Annotated in this window: 27 protein-coding genes; 13 read left to right on the top strand and 14 right to left on the bottom strand. The window is 72.2% G+C overall.

Features of this window, described 5'->3' with window-relative positions:
- Positions 1–5 precede the first annotated feature (5 nt).
- From ABD830_RS08165 to ABD830_RS08145, 5 genes are read left to right on the top strand one after another with little or no spacing between them, the layout of a single operon-like run.
- On the top strand, positions 6–1,319 hold the full coding sequence (locus ABD830_RS08165) for a CoA transferase (RefSeq protein WP_344985860.1): 1,314 nt from the start codon (positions 6–8) through the stop codon (positions 1,317–1,319).
- Positions 1,316–2,056, top strand: coding sequence for a 3-oxoacyl-ACP reductase FabG (fabG, locus tag ABD830_RS08160; RefSeq protein WP_344985859.1), 741 nt, complete (start codon positions 1,316–1,318; stop codon positions 2,054–2,056). Before ABD830_RS08165 ends, fabG begins: the two co-directional genes overlap by 4 nt.
- Positions 2,053–2,913, top strand: coding sequence for an HTD2 family dehydratase (locus tag ABD830_RS08155; protein WP_344985858.1), 861 nt, complete (start codon positions 2,053–2,055; stop codon positions 2,911–2,913). Before fabG ends, ABD830_RS08155 begins: the two co-directional genes overlap by 4 nt.
- A complete protein-coding gene (locus ABD830_RS08150; protein WP_344985857.1) occupies positions 2,906–4,474 on the top strand; it encodes an acyl-CoA dehydrogenase family protein in 1,569 nt (522 codons plus the stop codon). Before ABD830_RS08155 ends, ABD830_RS08150 begins: the two co-directional genes overlap by 8 nt.
- 7 nt (positions 4,475–4,481) lie before the next feature.
- A complete protein-coding gene (locus ABD830_RS08145; protein WP_344985856.1) occupies positions 4,482–5,606 on the top strand; it encodes an aldo/keto reductase in 1,125 nt (374 codons plus the stop codon).
- Here ABD830_RS08145 and ABD830_RS08140 read toward each other — a convergent pair.
- From ABD830_RS08140 to ABD830_RS08105, 8 genes are all read right to left on the bottom strand, one after another.
- A complete protein-coding gene (locus ABD830_RS08140) occupies positions 5,552–6,742 on the bottom strand; it encodes an ABC transporter permease (RefSeq protein ID WP_344985855.1) in 1,191 nt (396 codons plus the stop codon). The two genes, ABD830_RS08145 and ABD830_RS08140, sit on opposite strands and share 55 nt — an antisense overlap.
- A 77-nt stretch (positions 6,743–6,819) precedes the next feature.
- Complete coding sequence (locus tag ABD830_RS08135) at positions 6,820–7,485, bottom strand: ABC transporter ATP-binding protein (RefSeq protein ID WP_344985854.1); 666 nt, start codon at positions 7,483–7,485, stop codon at positions 6,820–6,822.
- Complete coding sequence (locus ABD830_RS08130; RefSeq protein WP_344985853.1) at positions 7,482–8,579, bottom strand: efflux RND transporter periplasmic adaptor subunit; 1,098 nt, start codon at positions 8,577–8,579, stop codon at positions 7,482–7,484. The genes ABD830_RS08135 and ABD830_RS08130 overlap by 4 nt, the downstream gene beginning before the upstream one ends.
- The gene (locus ABD830_RS08125; RefSeq protein WP_344985852.1) at positions 8,576–9,085 is read right to left on the bottom strand and encodes a hypothetical protein; all 510 of its coding nucleotides are present in this window, start codon (positions 9,083–9,085) and stop codon (positions 8,576–8,578) included. Before ABD830_RS08125 ends, ABD830_RS08130 begins: the two co-directional genes overlap by 4 nt.
- Positions 9,082–9,897, bottom strand: a complete 816-nt coding sequence (locus ABD830_RS08120) for an ABC transporter permease (protein WP_344985851.1) — start codon at positions 9,895–9,897, stop codon at positions 9,082–9,084. Before ABD830_RS08120 ends, ABD830_RS08125 begins: the two co-directional genes overlap by 4 nt.
- 2 nt (positions 9,898–9,899) lie before the next feature.
- Positions 9,900–10,787, bottom strand: coding sequence for an ATP-binding cassette domain-containing protein (locus tag ABD830_RS08115; RefSeq protein WP_344985850.1), 888 nt, complete (start codon positions 10,785–10,787; stop codon positions 9,900–9,902).
- A complete protein-coding gene (locus ABD830_RS08110) occupies positions 10,784–12,133 on the bottom strand; it encodes a MinD/ParA family ATP-binding protein (protein ID WP_344985849.1) in 1,350 nt (449 codons plus the stop codon). The genes ABD830_RS08115 and ABD830_RS08110 overlap by 4 nt, the downstream gene beginning before the upstream one ends.
- 225 nt (positions 12,134–12,358) lie before the next feature.
- The gene (locus ABD830_RS08105) at positions 12,359–12,970 is read right to left on the bottom strand and encodes a response regulator (RefSeq protein ID WP_344985848.1); all 612 of its coding nucleotides are present in this window, start codon (positions 12,968–12,970) and stop codon (positions 12,359–12,361) included.
- Between the two features lie 504 nt (positions 12,971–13,474).
- On the opposite strand from ABD830_RS08105, the gene ABD830_RS08100 reads away from it, so the two are divergent.
- Complete coding sequence (locus ABD830_RS08100) at positions 13,475–16,042, top strand: AfsR/SARP family transcriptional regulator (RefSeq protein WP_344985847.1); 2,568 nt, start codon at positions 13,475–13,477, stop codon at positions 16,040–16,042.
- On the opposite strand, the gene ABD830_RS08095 is transcribed toward ABD830_RS08100, so the two are convergent.
- Positions 16,039–17,073 (bottom strand): ABC transporter ATP-binding protein, encoded by a 1,035-nt coding sequence (locus ABD830_RS08095; protein WP_344985846.1) that lies wholly within the window; start codon positions 17,071–17,073, stop codon positions 16,039–16,041. The two genes, ABD830_RS08100 and ABD830_RS08095, sit on opposite strands and share 4 nt — an antisense overlap.
- A gap of 214 nt (positions 17,074–17,287) precedes the next feature.
- On the opposite strand from ABD830_RS08095, the gene ABD830_RS08090 reads away from it, so the two are divergent.
- Positions 17,288–17,671 carry a VOC family protein gene (locus ABD830_RS08090; protein WP_344985845.1) on the top strand — a complete coding sequence of 128 codons (384 nt, stop codon included), beginning with the start codon at positions 17,288–17,290 and terminating at the stop codon, positions 17,669–17,671.
- A gap of 50 nt (positions 17,672–17,721) precedes the next feature.
- Here the strand turns inward: ABD830_RS08090 and ABD830_RS08085 are convergent, their stop codons facing one another.
- Positions 17,722–18,291 (bottom strand): TetR/AcrR family transcriptional regulator, encoded by a 570-nt coding sequence (locus tag ABD830_RS08085; RefSeq protein ID WP_344985844.1) that lies wholly within the window; start codon positions 18,289–18,291, stop codon positions 17,722–17,724.
- A gap of 83 nt (positions 18,292–18,374) precedes the next feature.
- Between ABD830_RS08085 and ABD830_RS08080 the strand changes: the two genes are divergently transcribed.
- Both ABD830_RS08080 and ABD830_RS08075 read left to right on the top strand, forming a co-directional pair.
- Positions 18,375–18,785: an organic hydroperoxide resistance protein gene (locus ABD830_RS08080; protein WP_344985843.1), complete on the top strand. Its 411-nt coding sequence runs from the start codon at positions 18,375–18,377 to the stop codon at positions 18,783–18,785.
- 65 nt (positions 18,786–18,850) lie between these two features.
- On the top strand, positions 18,851–19,048 hold the full coding sequence (locus ABD830_RS08075; protein ID WP_344985842.1) for a hypothetical protein: 198 nt from the start codon (positions 18,851–18,853) through the stop codon (positions 19,046–19,048).
- Between the two features lie 37 nt (positions 19,049–19,085).
- Here ABD830_RS08075 and ABD830_RS08070 read toward each other — a convergent pair whose 3' ends face one another.
- Together ABD830_RS08070 and ABD830_RS08065 are read right to left on the bottom strand one after the other, a co-directional pair.
- Positions 19,086–19,859, bottom strand: a complete 774-nt coding sequence (locus ABD830_RS08070; protein WP_344985841.1) for a S1 family peptidase — start codon at positions 19,857–19,859, stop codon at positions 19,086–19,088.
- A gap of 416 nt (positions 19,860–20,275) precedes the next feature.
- Positions 20,276–21,400 (bottom strand): acyltransferase family protein, encoded by a 1,125-nt coding sequence (locus ABD830_RS08065; RefSeq protein ID WP_344985840.1) that lies wholly within the window; start codon positions 21,398–21,400, stop codon positions 20,276–20,278.
- A 120-nt stretch (positions 21,401–21,520) separates the two neighbouring features.
- On the opposite strand from ABD830_RS08065, the gene ABD830_RS08060 reads away from it, so the two are divergent.
- From ABD830_RS08060 to ABD830_RS08050, 3 genes are read left to right on the top strand one after another with little or no spacing between them, the layout of a single operon-like run.
- Positions 21,521–22,105, top strand: coding sequence for a hypothetical protein (locus ABD830_RS08060; RefSeq protein WP_344985839.1), 585 nt, complete (start codon positions 21,521–21,523; stop codon positions 22,103–22,105).
- Between the two features lie 23 nt (positions 22,106–22,128).
- Positions 22,129–23,301, top strand: coding sequence for a sensor histidine kinase (locus tag ABD830_RS08055; protein ID WP_344985838.1), 1,173 nt, complete (start codon positions 22,129–22,131; stop codon positions 23,299–23,301).
- Entirely contained in the window at positions 23,298–23,966 is a 669-nt protein-coding gene (locus ABD830_RS08050; protein WP_344985837.1) for a response regulator, read from the top strand. Before ABD830_RS08055 ends, ABD830_RS08050 begins: the two co-directional genes overlap by 4 nt.
- 28 nt (positions 23,967–23,994) lie before the next feature.
- Here the strand turns inward: ABD830_RS08050 and ABD830_RS08045 are convergent, their stop codons facing one another.
- Entirely contained in the window at positions 23,995–24,873 is an 879-nt protein-coding gene (locus ABD830_RS08045; protein ID WP_344985836.1) for a LysR family transcriptional regulator, read from the bottom strand.
- Between the two features lie 75 nt (positions 24,874–24,948).
- Between ABD830_RS08045 and ABD830_RS08040 the strand changes: the two genes are divergently transcribed.
- A complete protein-coding gene (locus ABD830_RS08040; RefSeq protein ID WP_344985835.1) occupies positions 24,949–25,671 on the top strand; it encodes a CTP synthase C-terminal region-related (seleno)protein in 723 nt (240 codons plus the stop codon).
- Positions 25,672–25,675: 4 nt separating this feature from the next.
- Here the strand turns inward: ABD830_RS08040 and ABD830_RS08035 are convergent, their stop codons facing one another.
- A complete protein-coding gene (locus ABD830_RS08035) occupies positions 25,676–26,302 on the bottom strand; it encodes a FadR/GntR family transcriptional regulator (RefSeq protein WP_344985834.1) in 627 nt (208 codons plus the stop codon).
- Positions 26,303–26,304: the final 2 nt, after the last annotated feature.

The raw sequence follows: 26,304 nt of genomic DNA, 5'->3' as shown, positions 1-26,304 counted from the left end.
CGACGGTGGAGAGCGAAGCGTTCGGGGACCCGGCCTCAGATGAGAGGGGGCCGGTGACGGGGCCGCGGCGCTCGCGGCCGCTGCGCGGCATGCGGATCATCGAGATCTCGACGTACGTGGCCACCCCGCTGAGCGGGATGACGCTGGCGCAGCTGGGCGCGGACGTGATCCGGATCGAGCCCATCGGCGGCGCCCCCGACCGCACCCGCTGGCCGCTGGCCGAGAGCGGGACGAGCCTGTACTGGTCCGGGCTCAACAAGGGCAAGCGCGCCATCGAGGTGGACCTGTCATCGGAGCGGGGCCGCCGGCTCGTCGCCGACCTGGTCGTCAGCGGAGGGCGGCGCGGCGGGATCGTGGTCGGCAACTCCGAACGGCACCCGGAGCTGGCCTTCGAGGCGCTGCGCGAGCGCCGCCCCGACGTGATCCACGTGCTGCTCACCGGCCGCAGGAACGGCGAGACCGCCGTGGACTACACCGTGCAGGCGGCCACCGGCTTCCCTCTGCTGACCGGCCCGGAGGAGGCGGCGCAGCCGGTGAACAGCGTGGTGCCCGCCTGGGACCTGGCCGCCGGCCTCTACGTGACGGTCGGGCTGCTGGCCGCGGAGCGGCACCGCCTGCTGACGGGCGAGGGGCAGCAGGTGCGCGTCGCGCTGGAGGACGTCGCGCTGGCGACCGCCGGAAACCTCGGCTACCTCGCCGAGGCACAGCTGAGCGGCACCCCGCGCGAGCGCTGCGGCAACTACGTCTACGGCACCTTCGGCCGCGACTTCGCCACCGCCGACGGCGGGCGGCTGATGGTCGTGGCGCTCACCGCCCGGCACTGGCAGGACCTCCTGGCCGCGACCGGCCTCACCGAGGTGGTCTCCGCGCTGGCCGGCGCGCTCGGGGTGGACTTCGGCGAGGAGTCGGTACGCCACCGGCACCGCAAGCTGCTCGGCGACCTGCTCGCCGGCTGGTTCGGGACGCGGACACGCGCCGAGGCCGAGTCGGCGCTGCGGGCCACCCGCGTGCTGTGGTCGGCGTACCGGAGTTTCGCCGAGCTGGCGGCCCTGCTGCCCGAGAGCCCGCTGATGGGCAAGCTCACGCAGCCCGGGGTCGGTGAGCACTGGGCGCCGGGATCGCCCGTGGTCATGGACGGGGAGCAGACGCCGCCCGAGACGTCCCCGCAGGTCGGCGAGCACACCGGCGAGGTGCTCCGCGCCGAGCTCGGGCTGTCCGCCGCCGAGCTCGCGAAGCTCCGGGAGGACGGCGTCATCCGGGACCCGGGCGGGCATCAACGAGATCGCGACCCACGAACGAGAGAAGCTGGTCAACCATGACGCTGCTCGCCGACAAGACCGCGGTCGTCACCGGCGGCGCCCAGGGCATCGGCCTGGCCATCGCGGAGGTCTTCGTCAAGGAAGGCGCGAGGGTCGTACTCGGCGACCTGAATCTGGCCGCCGCGGAGGCGGCGGCCAAGGAGCTCGGCGGCCCCGCGGTGGCCCGCGCCGTGCGGTGCGACGTCACGAACGCCTCCGACGTGGACGCCCTGATCGGGGCCGCGCTGGAGGCCTTCGGCTCGCTGGACGTCATGGTCAACAACGCCGGGATCACCCGCGACGCGACGATGCGGACGATGACCGAGGAGCAGTTCGACCAGGTCATCGACGTACACCTCAAGGGCGCCTGGAACGGCACGCGCAAGGCGGCCGCGATCATGCGCGAGCAGGGGAGCGGCGCGATCGTGAACATCTCCTCGCTGTCGGGCAAGGTCGGCCTGGTGGGCCAGACCAACTACTCCGCCGCCAAGGCCGGCATCGTCGGCCTGTCCAAGGCCGCCGCCAAGGAGCTGGCGCACCACGGCGTGCGGGTCAACGTCATCCAGCCGGGCCTGATCCGTACGGCCATGACCGAGGCGATGCCGCAGAAGGCGTGGGACCAGAAGATGGCCGAGATCCCGATGCGGCGCGCGGGCGAGGCGCACGAGGTCGCCACCGTCGCGCTGTTCCTGGCCTCCGGCCTGTCCTCGTACATGACGGGCACGGTGCTGGAAGTCACCGGCGGGCGGTTCATGTGAGCTGGGCGCCGCACACCGTCGTCACGACCGAGACGCTCGACCCCCATCCCGTCGCGGCGCTGTCGGCCCTGTTCGACGACGGCATCCCCGCGGCCGGCCCGGGGGACGCCCTGCCGCCGCTGTGGCACTGGCTCGCACTGGCCCGCTGGCCGGTCTCGTCCGCGCTCGGGGCGGACGGGCATCCGGCGCGCGGGTCGTTCCTGCCTCCGGTGGAGCTGCCGCGGCGGATGTTCGCGGGCGGCGAGGTCGTCTTCCACGCGCCGCTCACGGTGGGGAGCACGGTACGCCGCGAGTCGTCCGTGGAGTCGGTCACCGAGAAGTCCGGGCGCTCGGGCAAGCTGGTCGTCGTGGTGGTCGCCACCAGGCTGTACGACGAGAGCGGCCGGCCGGCGATCGAGGAGCGGCAGGACCTCGTCTACCGCGACTCCGGAGCCGTCGCCCCCGCCGCGGAGCCGGCTGACCTGGACCCTGCCGGCGCACCCCTGACCCGGGCCGGGGAATGGGCCTGGGATCTCGCCACGGATCCCACGCTGTTGATGCGGTTCAGCGCGGCGACGTCCAACCCGCACCGCATCCACTACGACTGGCCGTACGCCACCCGCGTGGAAGGCTATCCCGGCCTGGTGGTGCACGGCCCGCTGATGACGCTCGCCCTGGCGGAGGTGCTGCGCCTGGAGGGGCACGCCGGGCGGATCCGGCGCATGCGCCACAGGAACCGCAGGCCGCTCTTCTGCGGCCGGCCCGCGCGGCTGCGACGGGTCGAGGACGCCGGACCCCTCACTCTCGGCGTGTTCGGCCCGGATCCGGAGCCCCACAGCACCCTGACGATCGACCAGGAGAGCACCGGCCATGGGTGACGCGGCCACCGGCGCGCGGGCCGTCGTCGACGTGCTGCGGTCCGTCGTCGCCGGCGCGGCGGCGCACCTCGCATCCGAGAGCCCGGACCAGGACCAGGCTGTGGCGTACGACGTGGCGTCGATCTCGTCGGCGGTCGCGGCGGCCGCCGAGCTCCTGAAGCACGACGCGGACCTGGCGCTGCTGTACGCCGCCGACGTCGCCGCCGACCTGGCCGGCCGGATGACCGGCAGGCAGGCCCAGTGGGGCGTGGCCAGGACGGCGTTGGACGGCGTCGAGGCCCACCTCGCAGCCGGACGCGACCCCGCGTTCCTGGAACGCGTGGCCGAGCGGGTCATGGCCACCGGCGAGGCGGGGCCGCGGCACCTGCCCGACGAGCTGCGGCTGGTCCGCTCGGCCTTCCGCGAGTTCGCCGAGGACCGGGTGGTCCCGGTCGCGGACCGGATCCACCGCGACGACGAGGACATCCCGGCCGACATCATCGACGGGCTCGCGGACATGGGGTGCTTCGGGCTGTCCGTCCCGGCCGCGTACGGCGGCGCCGCCGAGGGCGGCGACCTGCTCAGCATGGTCGTGGTGACCGAGGAGCTCTCCCGCGCCTCGCTCGGCGCCGCCGGCTCGCTCATCACCCGCCCCGAGATCATCGCCACCGCGATCGTCCGTGGCGGCACCGAGGAGCAGAAGCGGCGCTGGCTGCCGCCGATCGCCTCGGGGGAGCGGCTCTGCGCGGTCGCGGTGACCGAGCCGGACCACGGCTCCGACGTCGCCGCCATCACCACCGCCGCGGTCAGGGACGGCGACGCATGGGTGCTGAACGGCGTCAAGACCTGGTGCACCTTCGCCGGCCGCGCGCACTACCTCCTGGTCCTGGCCCGTACCGATCCGTCCGGGCATCGCGGGCTGTCGCTCTTCGTGGTGGAGAAGCCGTCCTTCACCGGTCACGAATGGCGGCTCACCCAGGAGGGCGGCGGAGCCGTCGAGGGGCGCGCGATCCGTACCCTCGGCTACCGGGGCATGCACTCGTTCGAGGTCCGCTTCGACCGCTGGCGCGTCCCCGCGGGGGACCTGATCGGCCTGGACGAGGGCCTCGGGCGCGGGTTCTACCTGCAGATGCAGGCGTTCGCCAACGCGCGGCTGCAGACCGCCGCCCGGGCGGTGGGGGTCATGCAGGCGGCGCTCGAGCGCGCCGTCGGCTACGCGCGGCAGCGGTCGGTCTTCGGCCGCCCTCTCGCCGGCTACCAGCTGACCCGAACCAAGATCGCCAGGATGGCCGCGTTGATCGCCGCGTGCCGCGCCTTCACGTACGCGGCGGCCCGCGCCGTGGCGGACGGCGACGGCCAGCTGGAGGCCGCCCAGGTGAAGCAGCTCGCCTGCCGGGCGGCCGAATGGGTCACCAGGGAGGCGCAGCAGCTGCACGGCGGCTACGGGTACGCGGAGGAGTACAGCGTCTCGCGGCTGTTCGTGGACGCCCGGGTGCTCTCCATCTTCGAGGGCGCCGACGAGGTGCTCGCCCTGCGCGTCATCGCCCGCCGCCTGACGGCACACGCCACAAAGCGGACATAATCTCTGGATGTCCTCAGAACAGATCACCGCGGCGGCGTCGGGCTCCTGGCGGCTGGGCGACCTGACGGTCAACCGCGTCGGCCTGGGCGCGATGCGGCTGGCCCAGCACGGCGAGGCGCTCACGGCCGACGCCGTCCCGATGGACCGCGCCCGTGCGGTCGCCGTGCTGCGGCGGGCGGTGGAGCTGGGCGTGAACCACATCGACACCGCCGCGTTCTACTTCTCGCCGCTGCGCTCGGCCAACGAGCTCATCAACCGCGCGCTCGCCCCGTACCCCGATGATCTGGTCATCGCCACCAAGGTCGGACCCGCCCGGGACTCCTCCGGTGAATGGCTGCCACCCGCCACCCCGGGTCAGCTGCGCGGCCAGGTCGAGGAGAACCTCCGCCAGCTCGGCCGCGACCACCTCGACGTGGTCAACCTGCGCGTGACAGCTCCCGGCTCCGTCGCCGAGCACTTCGGCGCGCTGGCCGAGCTGCGCGAGGCCGGGCTGATCCGCCACCTGGGCCTGTCCGCCGTCGGCCCGGACCAACTCGCCGAGGCCCAGGCCATCGCCCCGGTGGTGTGCGTGCAGAACTCTTACGGCATCGGCGTCCGGCCTGGGCAGGACGACTTCGTCCGCGCCTGCGGCGAGCAGGGAGTGGCGTTCGTGCCGTTCTTCGCGATCGCCGCCGCCGGCCGCGAGGCGGGCGCGAGCGGCGCCGACAGCGACGCGGTGCTGAACGTCGCCCGCGAGCTCGGGGTCAGCGCGGCGCAGGTACGGCTGGCGTGGACCTTGCACCGCGGGCCGCACGTGCTGGCGATCCCCGGCACCGGCGACCCTGACCACCTGGTCGCGAACGTGGCCGCGGGGGCGCTGCGCCTGCCGGCGGCGCAGCGGGCCGCGCCCGGAGCATCAACCGGAGGCGGGGAGCCTGCGACGGGAGGCCGCCCGGCTGCGTGCGGCGAGCCGGGACTACCGCGGCAGGCTGCGCGCCTACTTCGAGTCGTTGCTGATGAACCTGGACGAGTGGGAGACGGCCGAAGAGCGCGGAGCCTCGGCCGACACCGGCCGGAGGAGCCCCGGCTGAGCCCCGCTCAGGTGCTGAGGGCCACGGTCGGAGGGACGCGGGCCGCGCGGAGCGCCGGATAGATGCCCGCCAGCGCGCCGATCACCACCGTGATGCCCAGCCCGCCCCCCAGCGCCCACAGCGGCACCACCGTCGGCAGCCCGTTGAGCTGGGCATAGACGAACGTGGCCAGCGCCCCCAGCAGCACCCCCGCCCCGCCGCCGAAGGCCGACAGCAGCAGCGCCTCGACCAGGAACTGGTTGCGTACCTGAGCCCTGGTGGCCCCGAAGGACCTGCGCAGGCCGATCTCCCTGCGCCGCTCCAGCACCGCGACCACCATCGTGTTGGCCACCCCCACGCCGCCGACGAACAGGGCGACCGCCCCCAGCCCGAGCATGAGCCCGGTGAACGCGCCCGCCGCGGCGGCCTTGGCCTTCAACGCGTCCGACGGCCGGCTCACCTTGGCCTCGTTCGGGTTCTCCGGGCTGACCGTGCGGGCCAGCACCGCCCGTACGCTCTCCACCGCCTCGTCGGCCGAGCGCTCGTAGACGGTGGTGGGGTGGCCGTCATGGTTCAGGTACTCCTTGGCCGCGGGGAAGCCCACCAGTGCCGACCGCTCGATCTCCTCGGCCAGCGGCGTCTTGTCCAGCACGCCGATGACCGTGAACCACCTGTTGTCAATCCAGACCTGGGCGTCGGGGGTGAGCAGGCCGAGCCGTTCGGCGGCCACCGGGCCGAGCACCACCACGGGCCGGCGTTCGGTGGCGGCGTTGAGCCAGGTGCCCTGGCGGACCCGGCCGTCGAGCGTGGTGAGCAGGTCGAGGCTGGTGGCCTGGACCGTGATGCCCAGCGAGATGCCCTTGGGGATGAGGTCGTTGCGGCGGACCGTGGTGCCGGTCTCGGCGGTCTGGCTGGCGCTGGTGACGCCGTCGATGCGCTTGACCATCTCGGCGGCGTTCTTGGAGAGCTTGACCTTGTCGCCGAAGAGGCTGTCGCCCGGGGAGACCCTGAGCAGGTTGGTGCCGAGCTCGTCGAGCTGGCGCAGGAGCTTCTCCTGGCTGGAGGCCGAGATGCCGACCACCGTGACCATGGTGGCGATGCCGATCGCGATGCCCAGCGCGGCGAGGATCGCCCGCGCCGGCCTGGCGCGCAGGCCCGAGGTGCCGAGCCGGGCCATGTCCGTCGTCCGCAGCCGCGCCGGACGAAGCGCCGTGCTCATGAAACCCCCCGCAGCGCGCTCACGAAACCCCCGCCGTGCTCATGAATCCCCCCGCCGTCCGCGCAGGACCCCCGCCGTCATGAGACCTCGGATCTGACCAGGCCGTCGCGTACGCGGATGCGCCGCGGACAGGCCATGGCCACCTCGGTGTCGTGCGTGATGATCGCGATCGTGATGCCCCGCGCGTTCAACGTCCGGAACAGCGACAGCACCTCGGCGCCCGCCTCGGAGTCCAGATTGCCGGTGGGCTCGTCGGCGAGCAGCAGCGGCGGCCGCCCCGCCACCGCGCGGGCGACCGCCACCCGCTGCATCTGCCCGCCGGACAGCTGGTTCGGCCGGTGGCCCAGGCGGTGGGAGAGCCCCACCAGGTCGAGCGCCACCTCGGCCCGCTCCCGCCGCTGCCGCCTGGACAGGCCGGTGTAGAGCAGGCCGTCGGCGACGTTGTCCAGCGCGGACAGGCTGGGGGAGAGATGGAACTGCTGGAAGACGAAGCCGATGAAGCGGGCGCGCAGCGCCGAGAGCTGGCTGTCGGACAGCGTGCTCACGTCGTAGCCGGCCACCCGTACGGTGCCCGAGGTCGGCCGGTCGAGGGTGCCCGCGATCTGCAGGAGCGTGGACTTGCCCGAGCCGGACGGGCCGACGATGGAGACCATCTCGCCCTTGCGGATGGTCAGGTCCACGTTGCGGAGCGCGTGCACCCGGCCGTAGGTCTTGCTGACCCCGCGGATCTCCAGGACGTTCATCGGCCCGACACCGTCACCTTCATGCCCTCGGCCAGCCCGGGGCCGCTCACCTCGACCCGGCCGTTGCCGAACGCGCCGGTCTGCACCGGCACCCGCCTCGCCGCGCCCTGATCGACGATCTCGATGCCGTAGCCGCCCTCGGGCAGCGCCAGCAGCGCCTCCACCGGCACGGTGAGCACGTTCTCGGCCCGCTGCCTGGTCAGCTCGACGGTCACCGGCGCCTCGTCCAGCGACCCGAGCGACTTGGCGGCGACCTTGATCTCCACCTCGACCGTGGCGCCCTTCTCCTGGTTGTCGGAGCCCTTGGTCACCTGGGCGACCTTGGCTACCTTGCTGATCCTGCCTGTGACGCGCTTGCCGTCGGCCATCTTGACGGTGACCTTCCTGCCCTTCTTGGCCAGGTCCTGCTTGTCGGCGTCCAGGTTGATGCGGACCAGGCGGTCGGTGGCGGTGATGTCCAGGATCGGCCGCGGGGCGCCGACCTGGTCGCCGACCTCCACGTTCGTCCTGGCGACGCGGACTTCCTCCGGCAGGAAGACCACGTCCGCCGTGGTCACCTTTCCGTTCCGCTCCATTCCGTTCTTCTTCTGCCACCGCCGTACGGCACGGGCCGTCGCGTCGGTGAAGCGGCTGTCCACCGTCACGCCGCGGGCGAAGCCGAGGGCGCGCAGGTTCTTCTCGAGCTGCTTGACGTCCGGACCCTTCTTGACGCCGTCCTCGAGCGTCCGGTACGCGGGCAGCTTGCCGTACATGAGGACGCGCGGGCGGCGGTCCACGGAGTAGAAGCTCTTGCCGCGCCTGATGACCTGGCCCTCCGCCGGCAGGCTGGTGATCGTCCCCCCGGACGCGGACTTGATCGTACGGCTGTCGGCGTAGGTGAGCTTGCCGTCCACGCTCTCCTCGTCCACCAGGTCGCCGCGCGTGATCGCCGCGGTGGCCGCCGAGACAGGGCGTGCGGTCGGCGTGGGCGCCACCTTCGCCTGCGGACCGGTGTCGAACAGCGCCGCCGCGGCGAACACACCGCCCGCGGTGACCGCGCTGCCGACGACCACGGTGCCGAGGGCCGCCACGGCCCCCTTGAGCCCCCCGTTCACTGGCCGCCCTCCATCTTCGGTATCAGCTTGGCGCAGGACCCCGCCGCCTTCTGCAGCTTCGGGTCGTTGGGGTCGAGGTTCTTGTTGACCTGGGGCGGGTCGGGCATGTCGATGCCCTGCTCCCGCATGCACCGCGCGTACTGGATGAGCTGGTCGCGGACCTTCGGGTCGTTGAGGGGGTTGGGGATCTGCGAGGTGTACTTCTCGCAGGCCTTCAACGCTTTCTCCATCTTGGCCGGGTCCCCGGTGTACTTCCACGTCTTGTCCTCGGCGGAGCCGGGGTCGGGCACGTCGATGCCGTTCTGGCGCAGGCACTGGGCGACCTTGAACAGCACGTCGTCGGGATTGACCGTGGTGGCCGGCGACACCTTGGGCGCGCCCTGTTCGGCCGCGGCCGCCGGCGGGGTGCCGGCGATGGCGATGGCGATCGGGTTCTGCTCGTCCCGCTGGGCGCATCCGCCGGCCAGCAGCGCGAGCACGGTGACGGCTATCAGGACTCTTCTCATGACGTACCGTCCCAGTCGAAGACACGCCTGGTCATGACGTTCACGACGACGGCGGTGGCGAGCAGCCCGGCCACGGCGGGCCAGGTCTCCGCCAGCCGCCCCTGATAGGCATGGAAGACGAAATCGTTGAGCTGGGCCAGCGGGTTGACCGTGGTGACCTGGTAGAACCAGGGCGCCACGCCCTCCCAGCCCTCGCGCGGCACGCCGAGCCCGCTGCCGAGGAACAGCAGCCCGAAACAGAGCGGCGCGGCGACCCTGGCCCCGGTGCGCGACATCCGCAGGCCGCCGAGCAGCAGCCCGGCGCTGACCGAGCAGTACGCCACCACCAGCAGCGCGCCCGCCAGGTACAGCGGGTGCCAGGAGCGGGGCAGGCCGTAAACGACGAAGGTGACGACCATGAAGAGCAGCGTGGACGCCGCCACCAGCGCACCGGCCACGATCGCCTGCGCCGTGAGGTACGACGCCTCCCCCATGCGGGTGCGCCGCAGCCGCCTGAGCATCCCGGTGGCCCGCGTCTCGGACAGGTGCAGCGTGAGCACCAGGATCCCGGTCGCGGCGGCGACCGTCCCGGCCATCTCGGGCACCAGCCGGTCGATGACCCTGACCCCCGGCATCGCCCCGAACTCGATCGTGGGGAAGCGGAAGCCGATGACCAGCATCAGCACCAGCAGCACCGCGAACGGCAGCGCGAACACGGCGGCCAGCACGACCGGCGTGCGCAGCAGCAGCGCGAGCTGCGCGCGTACGAGGGTCCACACCGTCCCGGTCACCCGCACGTCCGCGGGCCGTTCGGTCAGGGCTGTCGCGGCCATCCTCATGCCTCCAAGGCGGCAGGCTCGGGCACGGCCGACAGCGTGAGATAGGCGTCCCTGAGCGTGGGCGTGCGAATCGACCAGACCCGGTCGCCGCTCATCGGCGACAGGTCCTGGATGGCGGCCTCCAGCGCCGGGCGCGAGCCGTACAGGTAGGTGGCGGCCGCGCCGCGCAGCACCCGCACGTCACGGAGGCCGTCCACCCGCAGGTGCGGGGGCACGCCCATGACGTACGTCGAGCCGAGCAGCTTGATCAGCCGGGTCGGCGTGCCCTCGGCCAGCACGCGGCCCGCGCGCAGCAGGACCACCCGGTCGGCCAGCCGCTCGGCCTGGGCCAGGTCGTCGAGCACGACGCAGACGCCGCCGTAAGCGGCGCGCACCTCGTCGACGGCCTGCTCGATGCGGCGCCTGCTGCCCTCCCCGAGCCCGGCGGTCGGGTCGTCCAGCAGGACCAGCTCGGGGTTGCCCACCAGGGCCAGGCCGATCATGACCCGCCTGCGCTGGCCGTCGGTGAGCCGGCCGAAGCGCTTGGGCAGCAGCGGCTCCAGGTCGAGCAGGTCGACCAGGCGCCCCGGCAGGCCGCGCGTCCCGTACAGGCGGGAGAGCAGCCGCATGGCCTCGGCGACCTTCATCCGGGCCGGGAGGGCCTCACCTCGCAGGGCGGCGCCCAGCCCCGGCGGGCGCCGGTCACCGGGGCCGACCGTCACGCCCAGCAGCTCGATGTGGCCCGCGTCCGGCTCGCCCGTGCCGGCCAGGCACTCCATCAGCGTGGCGCCGCCGTTGCCCGGCGGGCCGACCACGCAGACGACCTCGCCGCGCTCGACGGTGAACGACACCTCCTCCAGATCCGGCGATCTGGACAGGTCGGTGACGCTGAGCAGGGAGGTCATGTGACCGCCCCCGGGCCGAAGCGGTCGGCGATGGTGGCCCCCACCTCCAGGTACATGTCCCGGGTTGCGGTGCGCAGCAGGTCGAGGTCGACCTCCGAGCCCTGCTCCAGGTGCGGGTCGAACGGCACGCCGATCACCGCCCGGCAGCGCTTGGTGAAGTGGTCCTTCAGCTCGCTGATGTTGACGGCGCTTCTCCGCGGGTTCTTCACCGCTGACAGCACGACCACGGCGCTCGCGGCGAGGTCCTGGTGACCGTGGGCCTGCAGCCAGTCGAGGGTGGCCGACGCGGACCTGGCGCCGTCCACGGTGACCGGGCTGACCAGGACGATCTGGTCGGACATGTCCAGGATCGCGCTCATCGCGGAGTGGAGCATGCCGGTGCCGCAGTCGGTGATGGCGATCGAGTAGAACCGCTCCAGGATCTGCGCGACCGCGCGGTAGTCCTCGGCGTTGAACGCCTCGGAGATGGCCGGATCCCGGTCGGAGGCCAGCACCTCGAGCCGCGAGGGCGCCTGGGAGGTGTACGAGCGCACGTCGGCGTAGCGCCAGATGCCCGCGCGGTCGTTGAGCAGGTGCCGTACGGTGGCCGGCGACTCCACCCGGAGCTTCTCCGACAGCGTGCCCCGGTCGGGGTTGGCGTCGACCGCGATGACGCGGTCGCCCCGATGGTGGGCGAGCGTGGCGCCCAGGCCGATGGTCGTGGTCGTCTTGCCCACGCCGCCCTTGAGGCTCATCACCGCGACCCTGAAGTGGCCCGCGGCGACCGGTTGCCTGATGCGCTCGATCAGCTCCTGGCGGTGCCGTTCCGCCTTGGAGTCCTTGGGATGGATCAGGCCGCCGGTCAGGTTGAAGACGGCCCTGCGCCAGCCACCGACAGGCGGGCGGCGTCGCGTGCGCAGCAGCCGGTCCGGGCGCAGGCTCTCCGAGGACGTGCCGGCCGGCGGGAGGTCCGCAGGAGGCGGCGGCCCCGGCTCGCCGTGCTGGGGCGGCGGGAAGACCGGCACCTCGGGCTCGCCGTGCTGGGGCGGCGGGAAGACCGGCACCTCTGGCACGGCCTGTGCTTCCGGGCGCGGGTGCTGCGGCGGGGCCGGCACGTCGGCGGAGCCCGAAACGGCCGGCGCCGGAGGCTGCCCCCCGGCCGGCGGCGTCCAGGCCGGCGGCTCCCACGCCGGAGGGTTCCAGACCGGCGGGTTGAGCGTGGGCGGCGGGGGGAAGGACCCCAGCCCTTGGAGCGAGCTCAGCGGGTCGATGGGCGGCGTCTTCCGCGTGAGCTCCCCGTCAGCGTCGTCGGCGGCGAAATGTCCGAGCCGCCGGTCGTCGCCGTCCCCCGATTCCTGCCACCACATGGGAGGCTCCGGAACAGACGGAGACGGTTCGTCCGCTCCCTTGGACAGGTTCGGCGGCGGATAGCGGATGGTACGCGTGCGATCCGGATCCAGGCCGACTTCTTCCCCGTTTACTTCCACCGTGACCTCGTCGTTGGTATCGCGCTGAAACCGTTCATCGCGCTCGCCGTGCATGATTCCCGTCCGCGTCTGTGCGACTTGTCTGCATATGGTTGTCGGATCGCGTCACAGCCAGCCCTGTCGCCGTGCGGTGTGGACGGCTTCGTGATGGCCCTCGGCGTTGAGTTTGGTCATCGCGCTGGAGACGAGCCCGCGTGCCATGGTTTCGGACACGTGGAGCTCGACGGCGATTCTCGTGATCGTGGCCCCGCCCCCGGCCAGGCGCAGCGCGTCGCGCTCGTGCTCGGAGAGCGGGCTGTCCGCTGTCGTCATCGAGGCGGCGGCGAGCTCGGTGTCGAGATACCGGCCGCCGGCGGCCACCTTGCGGATCGCCGCCGCCAGCTCGTCGGCGGAGGCGTCCTTGCCGAGAAAGCCTCCCACCCCCGCGGCCATCGCCCGGCGCAGGTAGCCCGGCCTGCCGAAGCTGGTCAGAACGACGATCGCGCAGCGGCCGCCGATCAGCACGGCGGCGGTCAGGCCGTCGCTGCCGGGCGGCTCGGCGTCGATGACGGCCACGTCGGGCCGGTGCCGCCGGACCGCGTCGACGACGTCGTCCCCATGTCCGATCTCGGCGATGACCTGGATGCCCTCCTCCAGGCTGAGCAGGGCGGCCAGCACCCGCCGAGTCTGCTGCTCGTCGACGGCGAGGAGAACTCGGATAGGCGACTCTGTGGACATACCAGGAGTCTGACTCTGGAGCCGTTTTGCCCGGTAGGCGCCTATGTCATGGGGGCGATGTGACATCTATCATGCAGCGAAAGCGACAAACGCATATTTAGCGCTCCTTGCAGGAAAAACGCCTCTGAGGGGGCGCCAAGACAACGGGTTTTAAGGTAAACCGAAAGTCAGTTGCAAGTCGTGATCCGCACACTTGTGACAACCAAGGTGAGTACGCCCGAAACGACGACAGAGCGATCCGTGTGGGAGATGGTCGGGGAGCGACGGAGGGGGCAAGTGCTCTTGATGCACTACGGAATCCTGGGGCAACCGACAATATGGAGACAGGGAAGTGAGATCAGGCTGGCCACCCGTCGATCGCGTGCGGTGCTGGCCCATCTGCTGCTGAGCCCCACGCGCTCGGCGTCGGTTGACAGCCTCATTGACGCGATCTATGGCGACTCCCCTACGAAGAGCGCCCGAAATCAGGTCCACCGTGGTGTCGGCGAACTCAGGCGCAGCGGTGTGACGATCGACGTGCACGACAACGTCTACGAGCTTGAGGCGGCAGAGGACGGCATCGACGCCTTCGTGTTCATGCGCATGTACGACCAGGCGTGCCTGCTGGCCGAGAAGCGTGACCACGCCCAGGCCGCCAAGACCTTGGACGCCGCGCTCAAGCTGTGGCGCGGACCTGCGCTGTCCGGCCTGGACAGCGAGGCGTTCGTCACGGAGGCGGCCGTCTGGAACGAACGGCGGCTGGCCGCCGTCGAGGCCCGCATCGACGCGGATCTGGCGCTCGGGCGGCACCGCGCGGTGATCGCGGAGCTCCAGCACCTGACCGACCAGCACCCGCTGAAGGAACGCTTCTGGGCCCAGCTCATGATCGCCCTTTACCGCTCCCAGCGGGGCAGTGAGGCGCTGCAGGCCTTCACCGACCTGGAGGAGCAGCTGCGGGAGGAGCTCGGCACGGATCCCGGCCCCACGCTGCGCGACCTGAGGCTCCAGATCCTCCGCCAGGACTCCGCGCTGGAGCTGCCGCACCCTGTCATGGACCTGCCCAGGCAGTTGCCCGCCCGTCCGGGCGTGCTGGCCGGGCGGGACGGCGAGGTACGCCGCATCATCGAGGGGCTGACCGAGCGGGGGACCTCACCCCTGGTGGTGGTCACCGGCTCCGGAGGCGTCGGCAAGACCACGGTGAGCCTGGAGGCGGCGCACCGGGTGGCCGGTCGATTCCCCGACGGGCAGCTGTTCGCCGACGATCTGAGAGACCCCGGCGAGGTGCTGGCGGGCTTCCTGACGGCGCTCGGAGTGGCGGCCGAGGAGATCCCCGAGGGCGTCGGAGCGCGTGCCGCCTTCCTGCGTAGCGTCCTGGCCGTACGTCATGTGCTGATCGTGCTGGACGGCGTGACCGACCCCGGGCAGGTACAGCCTTTCCTCCCGGGCCACGCCGGCTGTGCCGTGCTCGTGACCAGCAGCTCGCCGCTCGCCCTGCCGCGCGACGCCCTCACGGTGACCGTCTCCCGGCTGGAGGCCCCGGCCGCGCGCACCCTGCTGGCCACGGGGGCGGGCCGGCAGCGGATGCAGGCCGAGCCCGCGGCGGCCAACCGGATCGTGGAGCTGTGCGCCGGGCTGCCGGTGGCCCTCGACATCGTCGCGGCCAAGCTGGCCGCCCGGCCGCACCTGACCCTGCAGCGACTGGCCGAACGCCTGTCCTCCCCGGCGAGGATCCTCGGCGAGCTGCGGTACGGCGGCAAGAGCATCACCCCGGCGCTGATGGCCGGCTACGAGGCCCTGCCCGCCGAGTCGCGTTCGCTCATCCGCAGGATCGGCTTCCTGGGCATCACCCAACTCACCGCCCCGCTCGCCGCCGCTCTCGCGGACGTGTCCGTGGACACCGCCGAGGTGCTGCTGGAGGAGCTGGCCGAGACCCACTTCGTCACCCCCCTCGCGGGCGACGAGCGCTACCACTGCCACGAGCTGCTGCTCGGCTTCGGTGACGCCCGCGCCCGCATGGAGGATGACGAGCGGGACCTGATCGCGGCCGTGGGACGCGCCTTCGGCGGCTGGCTGGCCCTGACCGACGCCGCCCACGCCTCGATGCGCGGCAAGGACAACTCGATCCCGCGCGGTACGGCGCCCCGCTACCGGCCCGCCGCGGCCCGGGCGTGGACGGGCGGCGGCTCGGCCTGGTTCGAGGCGAACATCGACATCAACCTCGCCCTCGTACGCCGCGCCGTGGCCTTCCCCGAGACCTGCTGGGAGCTGGCCATCGCGCCGCTGGCGCTCTTCGAGGCGGGCGCCCGCTTCGACGTCTGGCTGGAGTCGCACCAGATCGCCCTGGCCAGTGTCCGGAACGCGGCCAACCTGCGCGGCCAGGCCGTCCTGACGTACTCGCTGGGCTACCGCGCCCTGCTGGTGGGCGACCACACCGGCGCCGCCTGCCACCTGGAGGAGGCGCTGACGATCTTCCGGCGCCTGGGCGACGAGCACGGCCGCGGGCTGACCCTGCGCCTGGTCGGCGACCTCGACCGCGTCAACCAGGCCCCGATCACGGCGCGGGAGGTCTACCAGGAGGCGGTGGCGGCGCTGCACCGCAGCGGCGACGTGATCGCCGAGGCCGAGGCCCTGGTCGGGCTGGCGACGGTGCTGCACAGCACGGGGGAGAGGGCCGCGTCGAAGGACTGTCTGGACCGCGCGCTCGGCCTGTGCCGCGACGCGGGCAGCCTGCGCAGCGAGGCCCGCATCCGCCGCGCGGTGGCCATGCACGCGGCCAAGGCGGGGACGCCGGAGAAGGCCTACCCCAAGCTGATGGAGGCGCTGGAGATCGCCATCCACATCGGCGATCGGGTGGTGCAGTCGGACATCCTGCTGGATCTGGGTACGACGCGGATCCTGCTGGGCGACCCCAAGGCCGCCTACGACGACCTGGCGACCGCTGAGGAGATCGCCCGGGTCTCGGGGATGCAGCGCACCGCGTCCAGGGCCAAGATGGCCCGCGCCTTCATCAACGGCAACGGCCTGGCTGCCCAGGGCACCCTGACGACGGGAGCCTCGGGGGCTCCGGGACGGTCATGTGAGGACCGGGTCTAGCAGACCTCGCCCACGATGCCGGCCACGTCCGCGATGGGCGGGTGCGCATCCGGCCCCACGGCCGGGCTCAGGTCCGGGCTCAGGTCCGGGCTCAGGTCCGGGCTCAGGTCCGGGCTCAGGTCCGGGCTCAGGTCCGGGCTCAGGTCCGGTCCCACGGCCGGGCTCAGGTCCGGGCTCAAAGCCGAGCGCGGTCCGCTCTCCTCGGTGACGCCGAACAGCGCGATCCCCGCGTCGCGCGCGATCTCGTCCAGCTGTGTAGAGGTCAGGCCGCTGATCAGGACGCGCTGCCCGTTGGTGTCGAGGATCTGCCCGCCGGCCCGGCTCACCGCGATTCCCAGGGCCTGCGGCTGGTCCGACAGGACGCTGACGGCCTGCGGCTGGAAGCGGTCGACGAAGGCCCCGGCCGAGCCGCTGCCCACGACATTGCCCTGCGCGATCACCACCAGATCGTCCACCAGGTCCTCCAGCTCGGCCAGCAGGCGGCTGGCGATGAACACGGTGCGCCCCTCGTCGCGCAAGTCGCGCAGGACGGTCTTGATCCAGGCGATGCCTTCGGCGTCGAGGCCGTTCATGGGCTCGTCCAGGATCACGATCTCCGGGTCGCCGGCCAGCGCGATGGCCAGCGCGAGGCGCTGCAGCATGCCGCGGGAGAAGGCGCCGGTGCGCCGGCCGGCCGCCTCGGCGAGGCCGACCCGGCCGAGTAACTCCTCGGCGTCCGCTCCGGCGCCGGCCAGCCGGGCCGCCCAGCGCACGCTGTCGATGGCCCGGCGGCCGGGGTGCGCGCAATGGCCGTCCAGCACCGCGCCGACCTTGCGGCCGGGCGCCGGCCACTCGTGGAGCGGCCGGCCGTCGACGAGCGCCGAGCCCGAGGTGGGATGGATGAGTTCGAGGAAAAGGCGGAGCGTCGTCGTTTTGCCGGCCCCATTGGGCCCCAGAAAGCCGGTGACCGCCCCCGCCCGCACCGCGAAACTGGCATTGCTCACCACGTCCAGTGAGCCGAATCGTTTGGTGAGGTTCTCTGCTCGCAGCATCGGCCTCATGCTCAGCGTGCCCCATTCCGCTGCCAGCCGAGGGTTGGGGGCGCCCTATGGAAATTGCCCGCAATTCCCCGAGTCGGCGCAATCGCGTAGATCACAGCTTGGGGCCACATGTAAACACCGGCTCAACTGGGTGTCAATACCGTCGCCGCACGACCGGTTCCGGAGCGCAGTGGTGGCGGTCGCGGGATGGTGACAATATGTGATCATGGCGCGCATCCACGACATCGTCATCGACTGCCGGCATCCCGCCGCTCTCGCCCGCTTCTGGGCCCAGGCGCTCGAGGGCTACCAGGTGGCGCCGTACGACGAGGCCGAGCTGGCGCGTCTGCGGAGCAACGGCATCGACGATCCCGAGGACGATCCGAGCGTGCTGGTGGAGGCCGGGCCCGGGGTCAGGCCGCGCTTCTTCTTCACGCTCGTGCCCGAGTCCAAGGTGGTCAAGAACCGCCTGCATCTCGACCTCACGGCCGACGACGCCGAGGTGGAGGTCCGCAGGCTGGTGGGGCTGGGCGCACGCGTGCTGGCCGAGCACGAAGCGTGGGTGACCATGGCCGATCCCGAGGGCAACGAGTTCTGCGTCATGCGCTGAGGCCCCGCGACGCATCGCTTGCCGCCTGTCGAAGATCGCCGCCGTCGACCTCATCCGATCGCTCTGGTGAGGGCTTCCATGACGGCGGCGCGGACCGTGGCGGGGTCGTCGAGGTCGAAGCCGACCACGAGCCCGTCCCGCAGCAGCAGGAGGATGTCGGCGGTCCGCTCAGCGTCGGGGTGGCCGTCGGCTGCCAGCAGGTCGCGGTACACCTCGCGGTTCCAGCGGCGGTGATCGGCGATGGCCTGCCGTACGGGATGGGCCGGATCGGGATATTCGGCCGCCGTGTTGACGAAGGGGCAGCCGCGGTAGCCGGGACCGGCGCCGAAGTCGCACATGAAGGCGAAGATGCCCTGCAGTTGCTCGCGCGGCGAGCCGGCACGCATCCCGGCGACCAGGGTGCGCTGCAGTGAGCTCTGCTCCTCCACATAGGCGCGGACCAGGTCGTCCTTGCTTGGGAAGTGGTGATAGAAGGTCGCCTTGGCGACGCCCGCCTCGGCGATGATCCGGTCGATCCCGACCGAGTGGACGCCCTCCGCGTAGAACAGGCGCGTCGCGGTCTCCAGGACGCGGGTGCGCGCCGAACCGGGGCGGCTGCCTTTCAACGTTTCTGCGCTCACGAGTTGACGATACCAGACAGACCTGTCTAGTCTCCTCTTGTTGGCAGACAGACAGGTCTGTCTAGAACAAAGGGGCAACGGACATGAGCATCTACACCGCCATCGCGACCTCCGCCGGGCGTGACCGCCGCGCGGTCACCTCCGACGGCAAGCTGGACGTCAAGCTGGGGCTGCAGAAGGAGCTCGGCGGCGACGGCGATGGCACCAACCCCGAGCAGCTCTTCGCCGCCGGTTACGCCGCCTGCTTCGCCTCGGCGATGCGGCTGGTGGCCTCGAGCAAGGGTCTCGACGTCTCGGACGCGTCGGTCACGGCCGAGATCGGCCTCTCACCCAACGGCAAGGGCGGATTCCAGCTCGACGCCACGCTCCGGGTGGAGCTGCCCGACACCCTCTCGCCGGAGGCGGCCCGCGAGCTCGTCGAGGCCACCCACCAGGTGTGCCCGTACTCCAACGCCACCCGGGGCAACATCCCGGTCAACCTCGTCATCGAGTAGCGGCCGGGGGAATGCGGGCGTGCTCGTGACCCGGCCTTGGTCTCCCGATCAGTACGCTCCCGACCGTGGCGGATGAGAAGAGCCGGGGCAGACGGCGGATCAGCATTGACGGGGCGGGCATCGAGCGGCGCAGGACGGCGATCCAGACACTCGTCGATCAGGCGCCGCAACCCAGGGCCGACCAGGTGGCGGCACCCGTTCCCGTGGCCGGCGCGGGTCCGGACGACGGAGAACCGCCTCGGTCGCCCGTGCAGGACGGCTGAGCGGCGATCCCCGCTCCGGGTGCTCGCGTGGACGGGGTCAGGGCAGGGTGACGTACTTGCCGAGGAAGTGCCGGGCCGTGGCGCTGTCCAGGCGGTAGTCGTAGTTCGTCGCCTTGCAGGCGTTGTCGGCCCCGCTGATCGTGGTGGCCACGAGGAGGTGCGAGTCGGGCCCGCCCAGGAAGTTGGGGCCGCCCGAGTCGCCGAAGCAGGTGCTCCCGTCGCCCTTGGTGGACAGGGACAGGTCAAGCCACCTGCGCGACAGGCCCTTGAAGGAAATGGAGACCTGGTGGCGCGTGTCGGTGTACTTGAATTGCTGGTGACGTCCCTTCTTTACCGGGAGCAGCGAGCCGTATCCGACAGGAGTGAAACGTACGGCCTTAAGGGATTTGTTGGCCTTGAGTTGGTCAAGCAGCCCTGAAGTCGGCAGCTGGGCGGGCGTGATGCCCGGGATAGGCGTTTCGAAAACCACGACGGCCATGTCGTGGTTGCTGGACTTCCCGTTGTAGCGCGGGTCGATGATGTAGCGGCCGGTGTAGACGGGCGTCCCGGGCTTGTACTGACTGGCGAAGGTGACCCGGGCGGTCTTGAGCTTGTGCCCCCCGCAGTGGGCGGCGGTGAGGAAGACCGTCGGCGAGATGAGCGTGCCCGTGCAGTACGTCCATGTGCCGTCGTCGTACTGCTTCTTGGCGACGAGAGCCCCTACTTCAGGGTGCGTCCCACCGTCGGCGGAGCCGTTCGTGATGGCCACCGCGGGCGTCGCGGTGAGCGCGAGCGACGCAGCAGCAATCAGGGCAAAAGGGACATAACGCATCCATGAAGTTTAGAGGGCGATACCTCGCAAATGACACATATGAGTAAAAAATCTACTTACGACCTGTCAGAGCACCGTGACAGGTGGCATGAAGGACCGGCGTCGAGGGAAAACGACCTTCCGTTTAGGCCGGGATGACGGCGTCGAACTCGACGGCGAGATGACGCGGCCCGCGCAGCCCTTGGTTCGGCCGGTACGAGGCGTGGGTTGACGAGCCGGCGGGCTATTTCGCGCAGCGCGAGCTGCGTCTCCAGACGGGCGAGCGGAGCGCCGAAGCAGTAGCGCAGCAGCTCCTCGACCGTGCCGATGACCAGCTCGGGTTCGCGGCGCGGCAGCGGAAGGCGCTGAAGAGTCGGGTCAGGCTGGAGGCGGGCCGCCGCGACCAGGCGGTGCCGAAGATCCGCAGGTACGCGGCGTCATGAGTGCTCCGTGGCGCGGTGGATCAGGCGCCTGCCGAGGCGCTGGGCCGGGGCCTCGATCAGGTGGTAGGTGAGGAGGCTGAGCGGGATCAGGGCCAGGTAGAACAGCGCCAGGTGCGGGACCACGTGCAGCAGGATCGGGTGCAGCAGGTAGAGGGAGAAGCTGATCACGCCGAGGCCCGTCAGCCAGCGCGGGAAGGCCCGTCGGCGCAGCGCGAACGCCAGCGCGAAAGCGCCGTACGCCAGGACGATCGCCGGCGCCCAAGCCGGATCGTCCTTGGCGGGGACCCCGCACGCCAGCACCACCGCCACCGCGGCCGCGGCCGTGCGCCAGGAGATCGCTCCCTGCTCGGCGCGGTGCACCGCCGTTCCCGCGAACATCGTGGCCAGGATGATCACACCCTGCCAGGTGCCGGCCCGGCTGCCCAGGACCACCAGCGCGAGCCCGAGGAGACCGCCCGCGACCGCGGCGACCGTACGCGTCCTGCCGCGTCCCAGCGCGGTCACCGCGATGGCCGCGACGACCGCGAGGGCGAGCAGCGCGGCGGCCAGGTCGGCCCGGCCGCCGATCGTCGCCCCCGGCAGCAGCAGCCCCAAGGGCACGGCGGCCAACGCCAGCGCGACGGCGATCCCCGCCGACCTGTGCGCCTGGCGGGTCTCGAACAGCGCGACGCTCATCAGGTAGAACGCCATCTCGTACGAGAGCGTCCACGTCACGCTGACGACGGCGGGCAGGTTGATCAGCTCCTGCAGCATCGTCAGGTTGCCGAGCGCTACCACGGGCAGAGGGCGCTCGCCGAGCGTCGGCTCGAGGGGGAACACGCCCGCGAGAGCGAGGACGAGCGCGAGGCCGCAGGCGGCGAGCAGCAGGGGGAGAAGGCGGAAGGCCCGGCCGGTCCAGAAGGCGCGCAGGTCGCCGCGCCGTTCCAGGGAGGCGGGGATGATGTAGCCGCTGACCAGGAAGAACACGAACACGCCCCACGTGCCGAGATCGATCCGGCGGTCCACCTCCGTCCAGAGGGCCGGAACGAAGGTCCAGCCGGCGTGGTGCATGGTGACGGCCAGCGCTGCCGGTCCCCGCAGGGCGTCCAACCAGGCCAGCCGGGCGGGGGCGGGGGACATTCGTCGGATTCTAGGTCATAAGACCGGTACTGCCGTTTCGTGCTCACTCTTGAGAGTGAGCCCCGGAATCGCCCCTACCGGCGATGCTCGCCACCCCCGGCGAGCCGGAGGATTTCCGGCATGAACTCTCGTTTCGCCTTCATCGCCGCGCCCGTCCTCGTGTTCGCCTACGGGGTGATCCGCATCCTCGACGGTCTCGACGGCAGTCGCGGGCCCGGCCTCGCGTGGACCACCGGCCATCTCGCCTTCATGGCGGCCCTCGTCCTGTTCGTCCACATCTTCTGGCGGATGCGGCGGATGGCCGGTGGGAACGCCCTGGCCACCGTGAGCGCGGTGGCCGGGACCGTGGGCGTCGTGGCGCTGCTCGCCCAGTTCGGCATCGACATCGCGGTCGGGCTCCTGTCCGCCGACCACGCCGCCATGAGCGGCCTGTTCGAGCAGGTCAAGGAGGTTCCCGGGGTGCCGTTCGTGGTCTACGACGCCGTGCCGATCCTCTTCTACGCCGGCCAGCTGGCCCTCGTCGGGCAGCTCGCGGTCATGCGCCGGGTCAGGGCGTGGACGCCCGCCCTGGTGCTGGTCGACCTCATCGTGCCGTTCATCGACAAGGACCTCATCCCGCTCGGCGCCGTCTGCCTGCTGATCTCCTTCGTCCCGCTCGCCCGGGCGGCCGTCACCGCGCCCAGGCCCGCCGTCGCCCTCGCATGACGGGGAAGGCAGGATTGAGCCTTGTGTCCGATCTGAGGTTCTTGGCGCCGGTCCGGCGGTGGTCGAGCGCGTTGCCGCCGATCTGGCTGGAGGCCGCACTGACCGGCCTGGTGCTGGTCGTGCAGCTCTGGCCGCTCCTGACCCGCGACAACCCCAGCGGCGGTCCCTGGCACTGGTGGGGCTACGTCGTCGTGGTCGCCGCCACGGTGCCGCTGGTCTGGCGGCGGCGCGCGCCCGCGGCCGTCCTGCTGGCCACCCTCGTTGCGACCGCGTGCTACGACCTCGTGGACGAGGTGGCCGCCCAGCCCATCTGGTACGGCGCGGGGATAGCGATCTACACCGTGGCCGCCCACTCCGCCCCATGGCTGAGACGGCTCATGATCGTCGTCACGGTCGGCGGCGGCCTGCTCGTAGTGGGCTCGTACGAGACCGCGATGCGCGGCGTCGTGCTCTGCGTCGCCGCGTACGCCATCGGCCGGGCCGCCGCCGTCTCCCGCGCCCACGCCGCCGCCCTGGAGGAACGGGCCGCCCAGCTGGCCCGCGAACGCGAGGCCGAGGCCGAGCGGGCCGCCGAACGCGAGCGGGCCAGGATCGCCCGCGACATGCATGACATCCTGGCCCACGCGGTCAGCCTCATGGTGGTCCAGGCCGAGGCGGGACCGGTGGTGGTCAGGAACGACCCGGCCAGGGCGGAGGCGGCCTTCGACGCGATCGCCGCCGCGGGCCGCGACGCCATGGACCAGCTCCGGCGGCTCCTGAACGTCCTCAAGAAGGAGGAGGGCCCGCGCGCGCCACAGCCGACGATCGCCGCGGTCGCCGGCCTGGTGGAGCAGGTCAGGGCCGCCGGGCTCGACGTGGCATACTCCACCTCCGGCGAGCCGGGGCCGCTGCCTCCCGACGCGGAGGTGGCCGCGTACCGGATCGCCCAGGAAGCCCTCACCAACATCGTCAAGCACGCGGGCGCGACCCGCGCCGACATCAGACTCGCCTGGCAGGACGACACCCTCATGATCGACATTGCCGACGACGGCGGCGGCTCCGCGTCCTCGCTGCCCTCGGGCGGCAACGGGCTGATCGGCATCCGCGAGCGGGCCGCGGCCTGCGGTGGCACCGCCGACATCGGCCGGCGCACCGACGGGCCGGGCTTCCGGGTCCTCGTACGGCTGCCCCTGACCGGGCGGGCGGTGGCGGCGTGAGCGTGCGCATCGTGGTCGCCGACGACCAGGAGCTCGTACGCGCCGGGTTCAGCATGATCCTCGGCGCCCAGCCGGACTTCGAGGTCGTCGCCGAGGCGGGCGACGGCGCCCAGGCCGTCGCGGCGGTCCGCGACCATGCTCCCGACCTGCTCCTGCTCGACATCCGCATGCCCGTCATGGACGGGATCGAGGCGGCCAGGATCGTGTGCGCGGAGAGCGGCTGCCGCGTCCTCATGCTGACCACGTTCGACCTGGACGACTACGTCTACGACGCGCTGCGGGCGGGGGCGAGCGGGTTCCTGCTCAAGGACGTCCGCCGCGACGACCTCGTCCACGCCGTACGAGCGGTGGCCGCCGGCGAGTCGCTGCTCGCGCCGTCGGTGACCACGAAGCTGATCGCCCAGTTCACCTCCAGGGCGGCCGCCCGGCCCGCCGCGCCGCCGTCCGAGCGGCTCGCCGTGCTCACGGCACGCGAGCAGGAGACGCTGCGGATGATCGCCCGCGGCCTGTCCAACGCCGAGATCGCGCAGGCCATGGTGGTCAGCGAGCACACGGTGAAGACGCACGTCAGCAACGTGCTGACCAAGCTCGGGCTGCGCGACCGAGCCCAAGCGGTGATCGCCGCCTACGAGACCGGCCTGATCGTCCCCGGCGACGCGCGCTGACGTCGGCGAACGCCCCGATGGCCCTGGGTCAGGGCTGGAGCAGACGGGCGCAGGCGGCGGCGGGACCGGTGAGGCCGCCGTGCACCAGCTCGGTGCGGTGCACCGGAGCCGGGGCGGCGAGGCGTACCGCGGCCACGTCAGGCCGGTCGCGGGCCACCGACTCGGGCAGCAGCGCGAGCCCGGCGCCGGCGGCCACCAGCGCCAGCAGCACCGACAGCTCCGCGCCGTCGTACCCGAAGCCGGAACGGAAGCCGTCGGCGCGTGCCACCGCCCGGAGCTGGGCGAGCGGGGTGGCGGCATCAGGGGCGTCGATCCACCAGGCGTCCGCGAGGTCGTCCAGACGCAGCGTGGCTCGACCGGCCAGCGGATGACCGGCCGGGAGCACGGCCGCGAGCGGGCTCTCGCCGACCACGGTGCTGGTCAGCGCGCCGGCGTCGCTCAGCCGCAGCGGGTCGCTGGGCGCCGTCACGCCGTCGACCAGGCCGAGGTCCAGCTCGCCGCGGGCGACGCCGGTGACGACCCCCTCGCGCCCGAGCACCGACAGCGCGACCGACACGCGCGGCATCGATCGACGCACCCGCACGAGCGCCTCGGCGAGGCGGCCGCTGTCCGCCAGCGGCGACGCGCCCGCCCGCAGGTGGGCGGGCGGCGCGCCGGAGGCCCGGCGGATGTCGGCGCGCGCCGCGTCCAGGCGCAGCAGGATCGGCGCGGCGTGCTCCAGCAGCCGCCGGCCGGCGTCGGTGGGCGTCACCGGCCGCCGGCGCAGCAGCGGCACGCCGAGGTCGGCCTCAAGGGCCGCGATCTGCTGGGACACCGCGGACTGGGTGTACCCCAGCTCCTCAGCGGCGGTGGAGAACGACGCGCAGCGGGCCACGGTCACGAACGTCCGGATCAGATGGGGGTCCACGGCATCAGTATCGCTAATGGACAGTGGAGAAACAGTCGTTGGCCTTATCGAGGCTGCGTCGCGAGGATGAGAGCCATGCTTGAGACTCGCACCGCGCGGGTGGCCCTCGTGGGGGACCGCTCGCCACACGTACGCTCGCACACCCGCATCCCCCACCTGATCGAGACGTTGCGCGCCCACGACGGGCTGGCGCTGGACGCGTACTGGATGGCCACCGACGACGTGCCGGACACCGGCGTGGAGGGCTTCGACGGGGTGTGGGTGCTGCCCGGCACCCCGTACCGCAGCGAAGCGGGGGCGCTGTCCGCGCTCCGGACCGCCCGCGAGCGCGGCATTCCGCTGCTCGGCACCTGCGGCGGGTTCCAGCACGCCCTGCTGGAGTACGCGCGCCACGTCTGCGGCCTCGCCGGAGCGAGCAACGCGGAGACCATGCCGGACGCCGGCCAGCAGATCGTCGTGCCGCTGGCCTGCTCGCTGGTCGGCCACGAGGGCGTGGTGCTGGTCGAGCCCGGCTCGAGGGTGGAGCGGATCCTCGGCACCGAGCGCTCCGTCGAGCGCTACCACTGCGCGTACGGCATGAACGCCTCGTACGCCGACACGCTCCGCGCGCACGGGATGCGCTTCACCGGCCACGACGACCAGGGCGAGATCCGCGTCGCGGAGCTGCCGGAGCACCCGTTCTACCTGGTGACGCTCTTCCAGCCGGAGCTGGCAGGGGACGGCGACCTGTGCCACCCCATCGTGCGGGCGTGCGCGGCGGCGGCCGTCGCGCACGCCGCCCGCGGCGCCACCGTCTGAACGCTCAAGGCTGGAGCAGGTGGGCGCAGGCGGCAGCGGCGGCGTCGGCGTCACCGACCACGACGGCCCGGGCGAGAGCCGCCAGGCGGTCGGCCGGGATCCGGGCGTCGTCCAGCGGCGCGGACCCGGCCAGCAGATCGTCGAGGTCGGCCAGCAGGCTGTCGCCCGCGAGCCTGCGCACGCACGGCCAGGTGTCGGAGAAGCGGACCGGGCGGCCGTCAGCGTCGAGCAGGGCGAGCCGGAGGCTGCGGTCGGGATGTGCCGCCGCACTGCGCGCCAGCCCCGACATGACGGCCTCCCTGGCCCGCGCGATCTCCCCCCGGTCCCGCCCCACCAGGAATAAGGGCAGGTCCGGTCGCGCCTCCTCGGCGGCCGGCGCGAGCACCACGGCCCCGTTGCCGTGCTGAACCTCCACCTTGCCCTGGACCTCGAGCGCCACCAGGGCGCGGCTCAGGGTGGCCCGGCTGACGCCGAGCTCCGCGGCCAGGCGGCGCTCGGGCGGCAGGCGGTCGCCGGGGGAGAGCCCCTGGGCCTCGATGAAGCGCGCGATGTGCTCGGCCAGCTGCACATACAGGCGGGGACGCTCCAGCCGCTCGGGGGCCACGGAGCTCTGGGGGCGCTTCTTGGTCACGG

Source organism: Nonomuraea helvata, from assembly GCF_039535785.1.
Classification (GTDB): Bacteria; Actinomycetota; Actinomycetes; order Streptosporangiales; family Streptosporangiaceae; genus Nonomuraea; species Nonomuraea helvata.
This window is presented reverse-complemented; position numbering and strand designations above follow the sequence as displayed.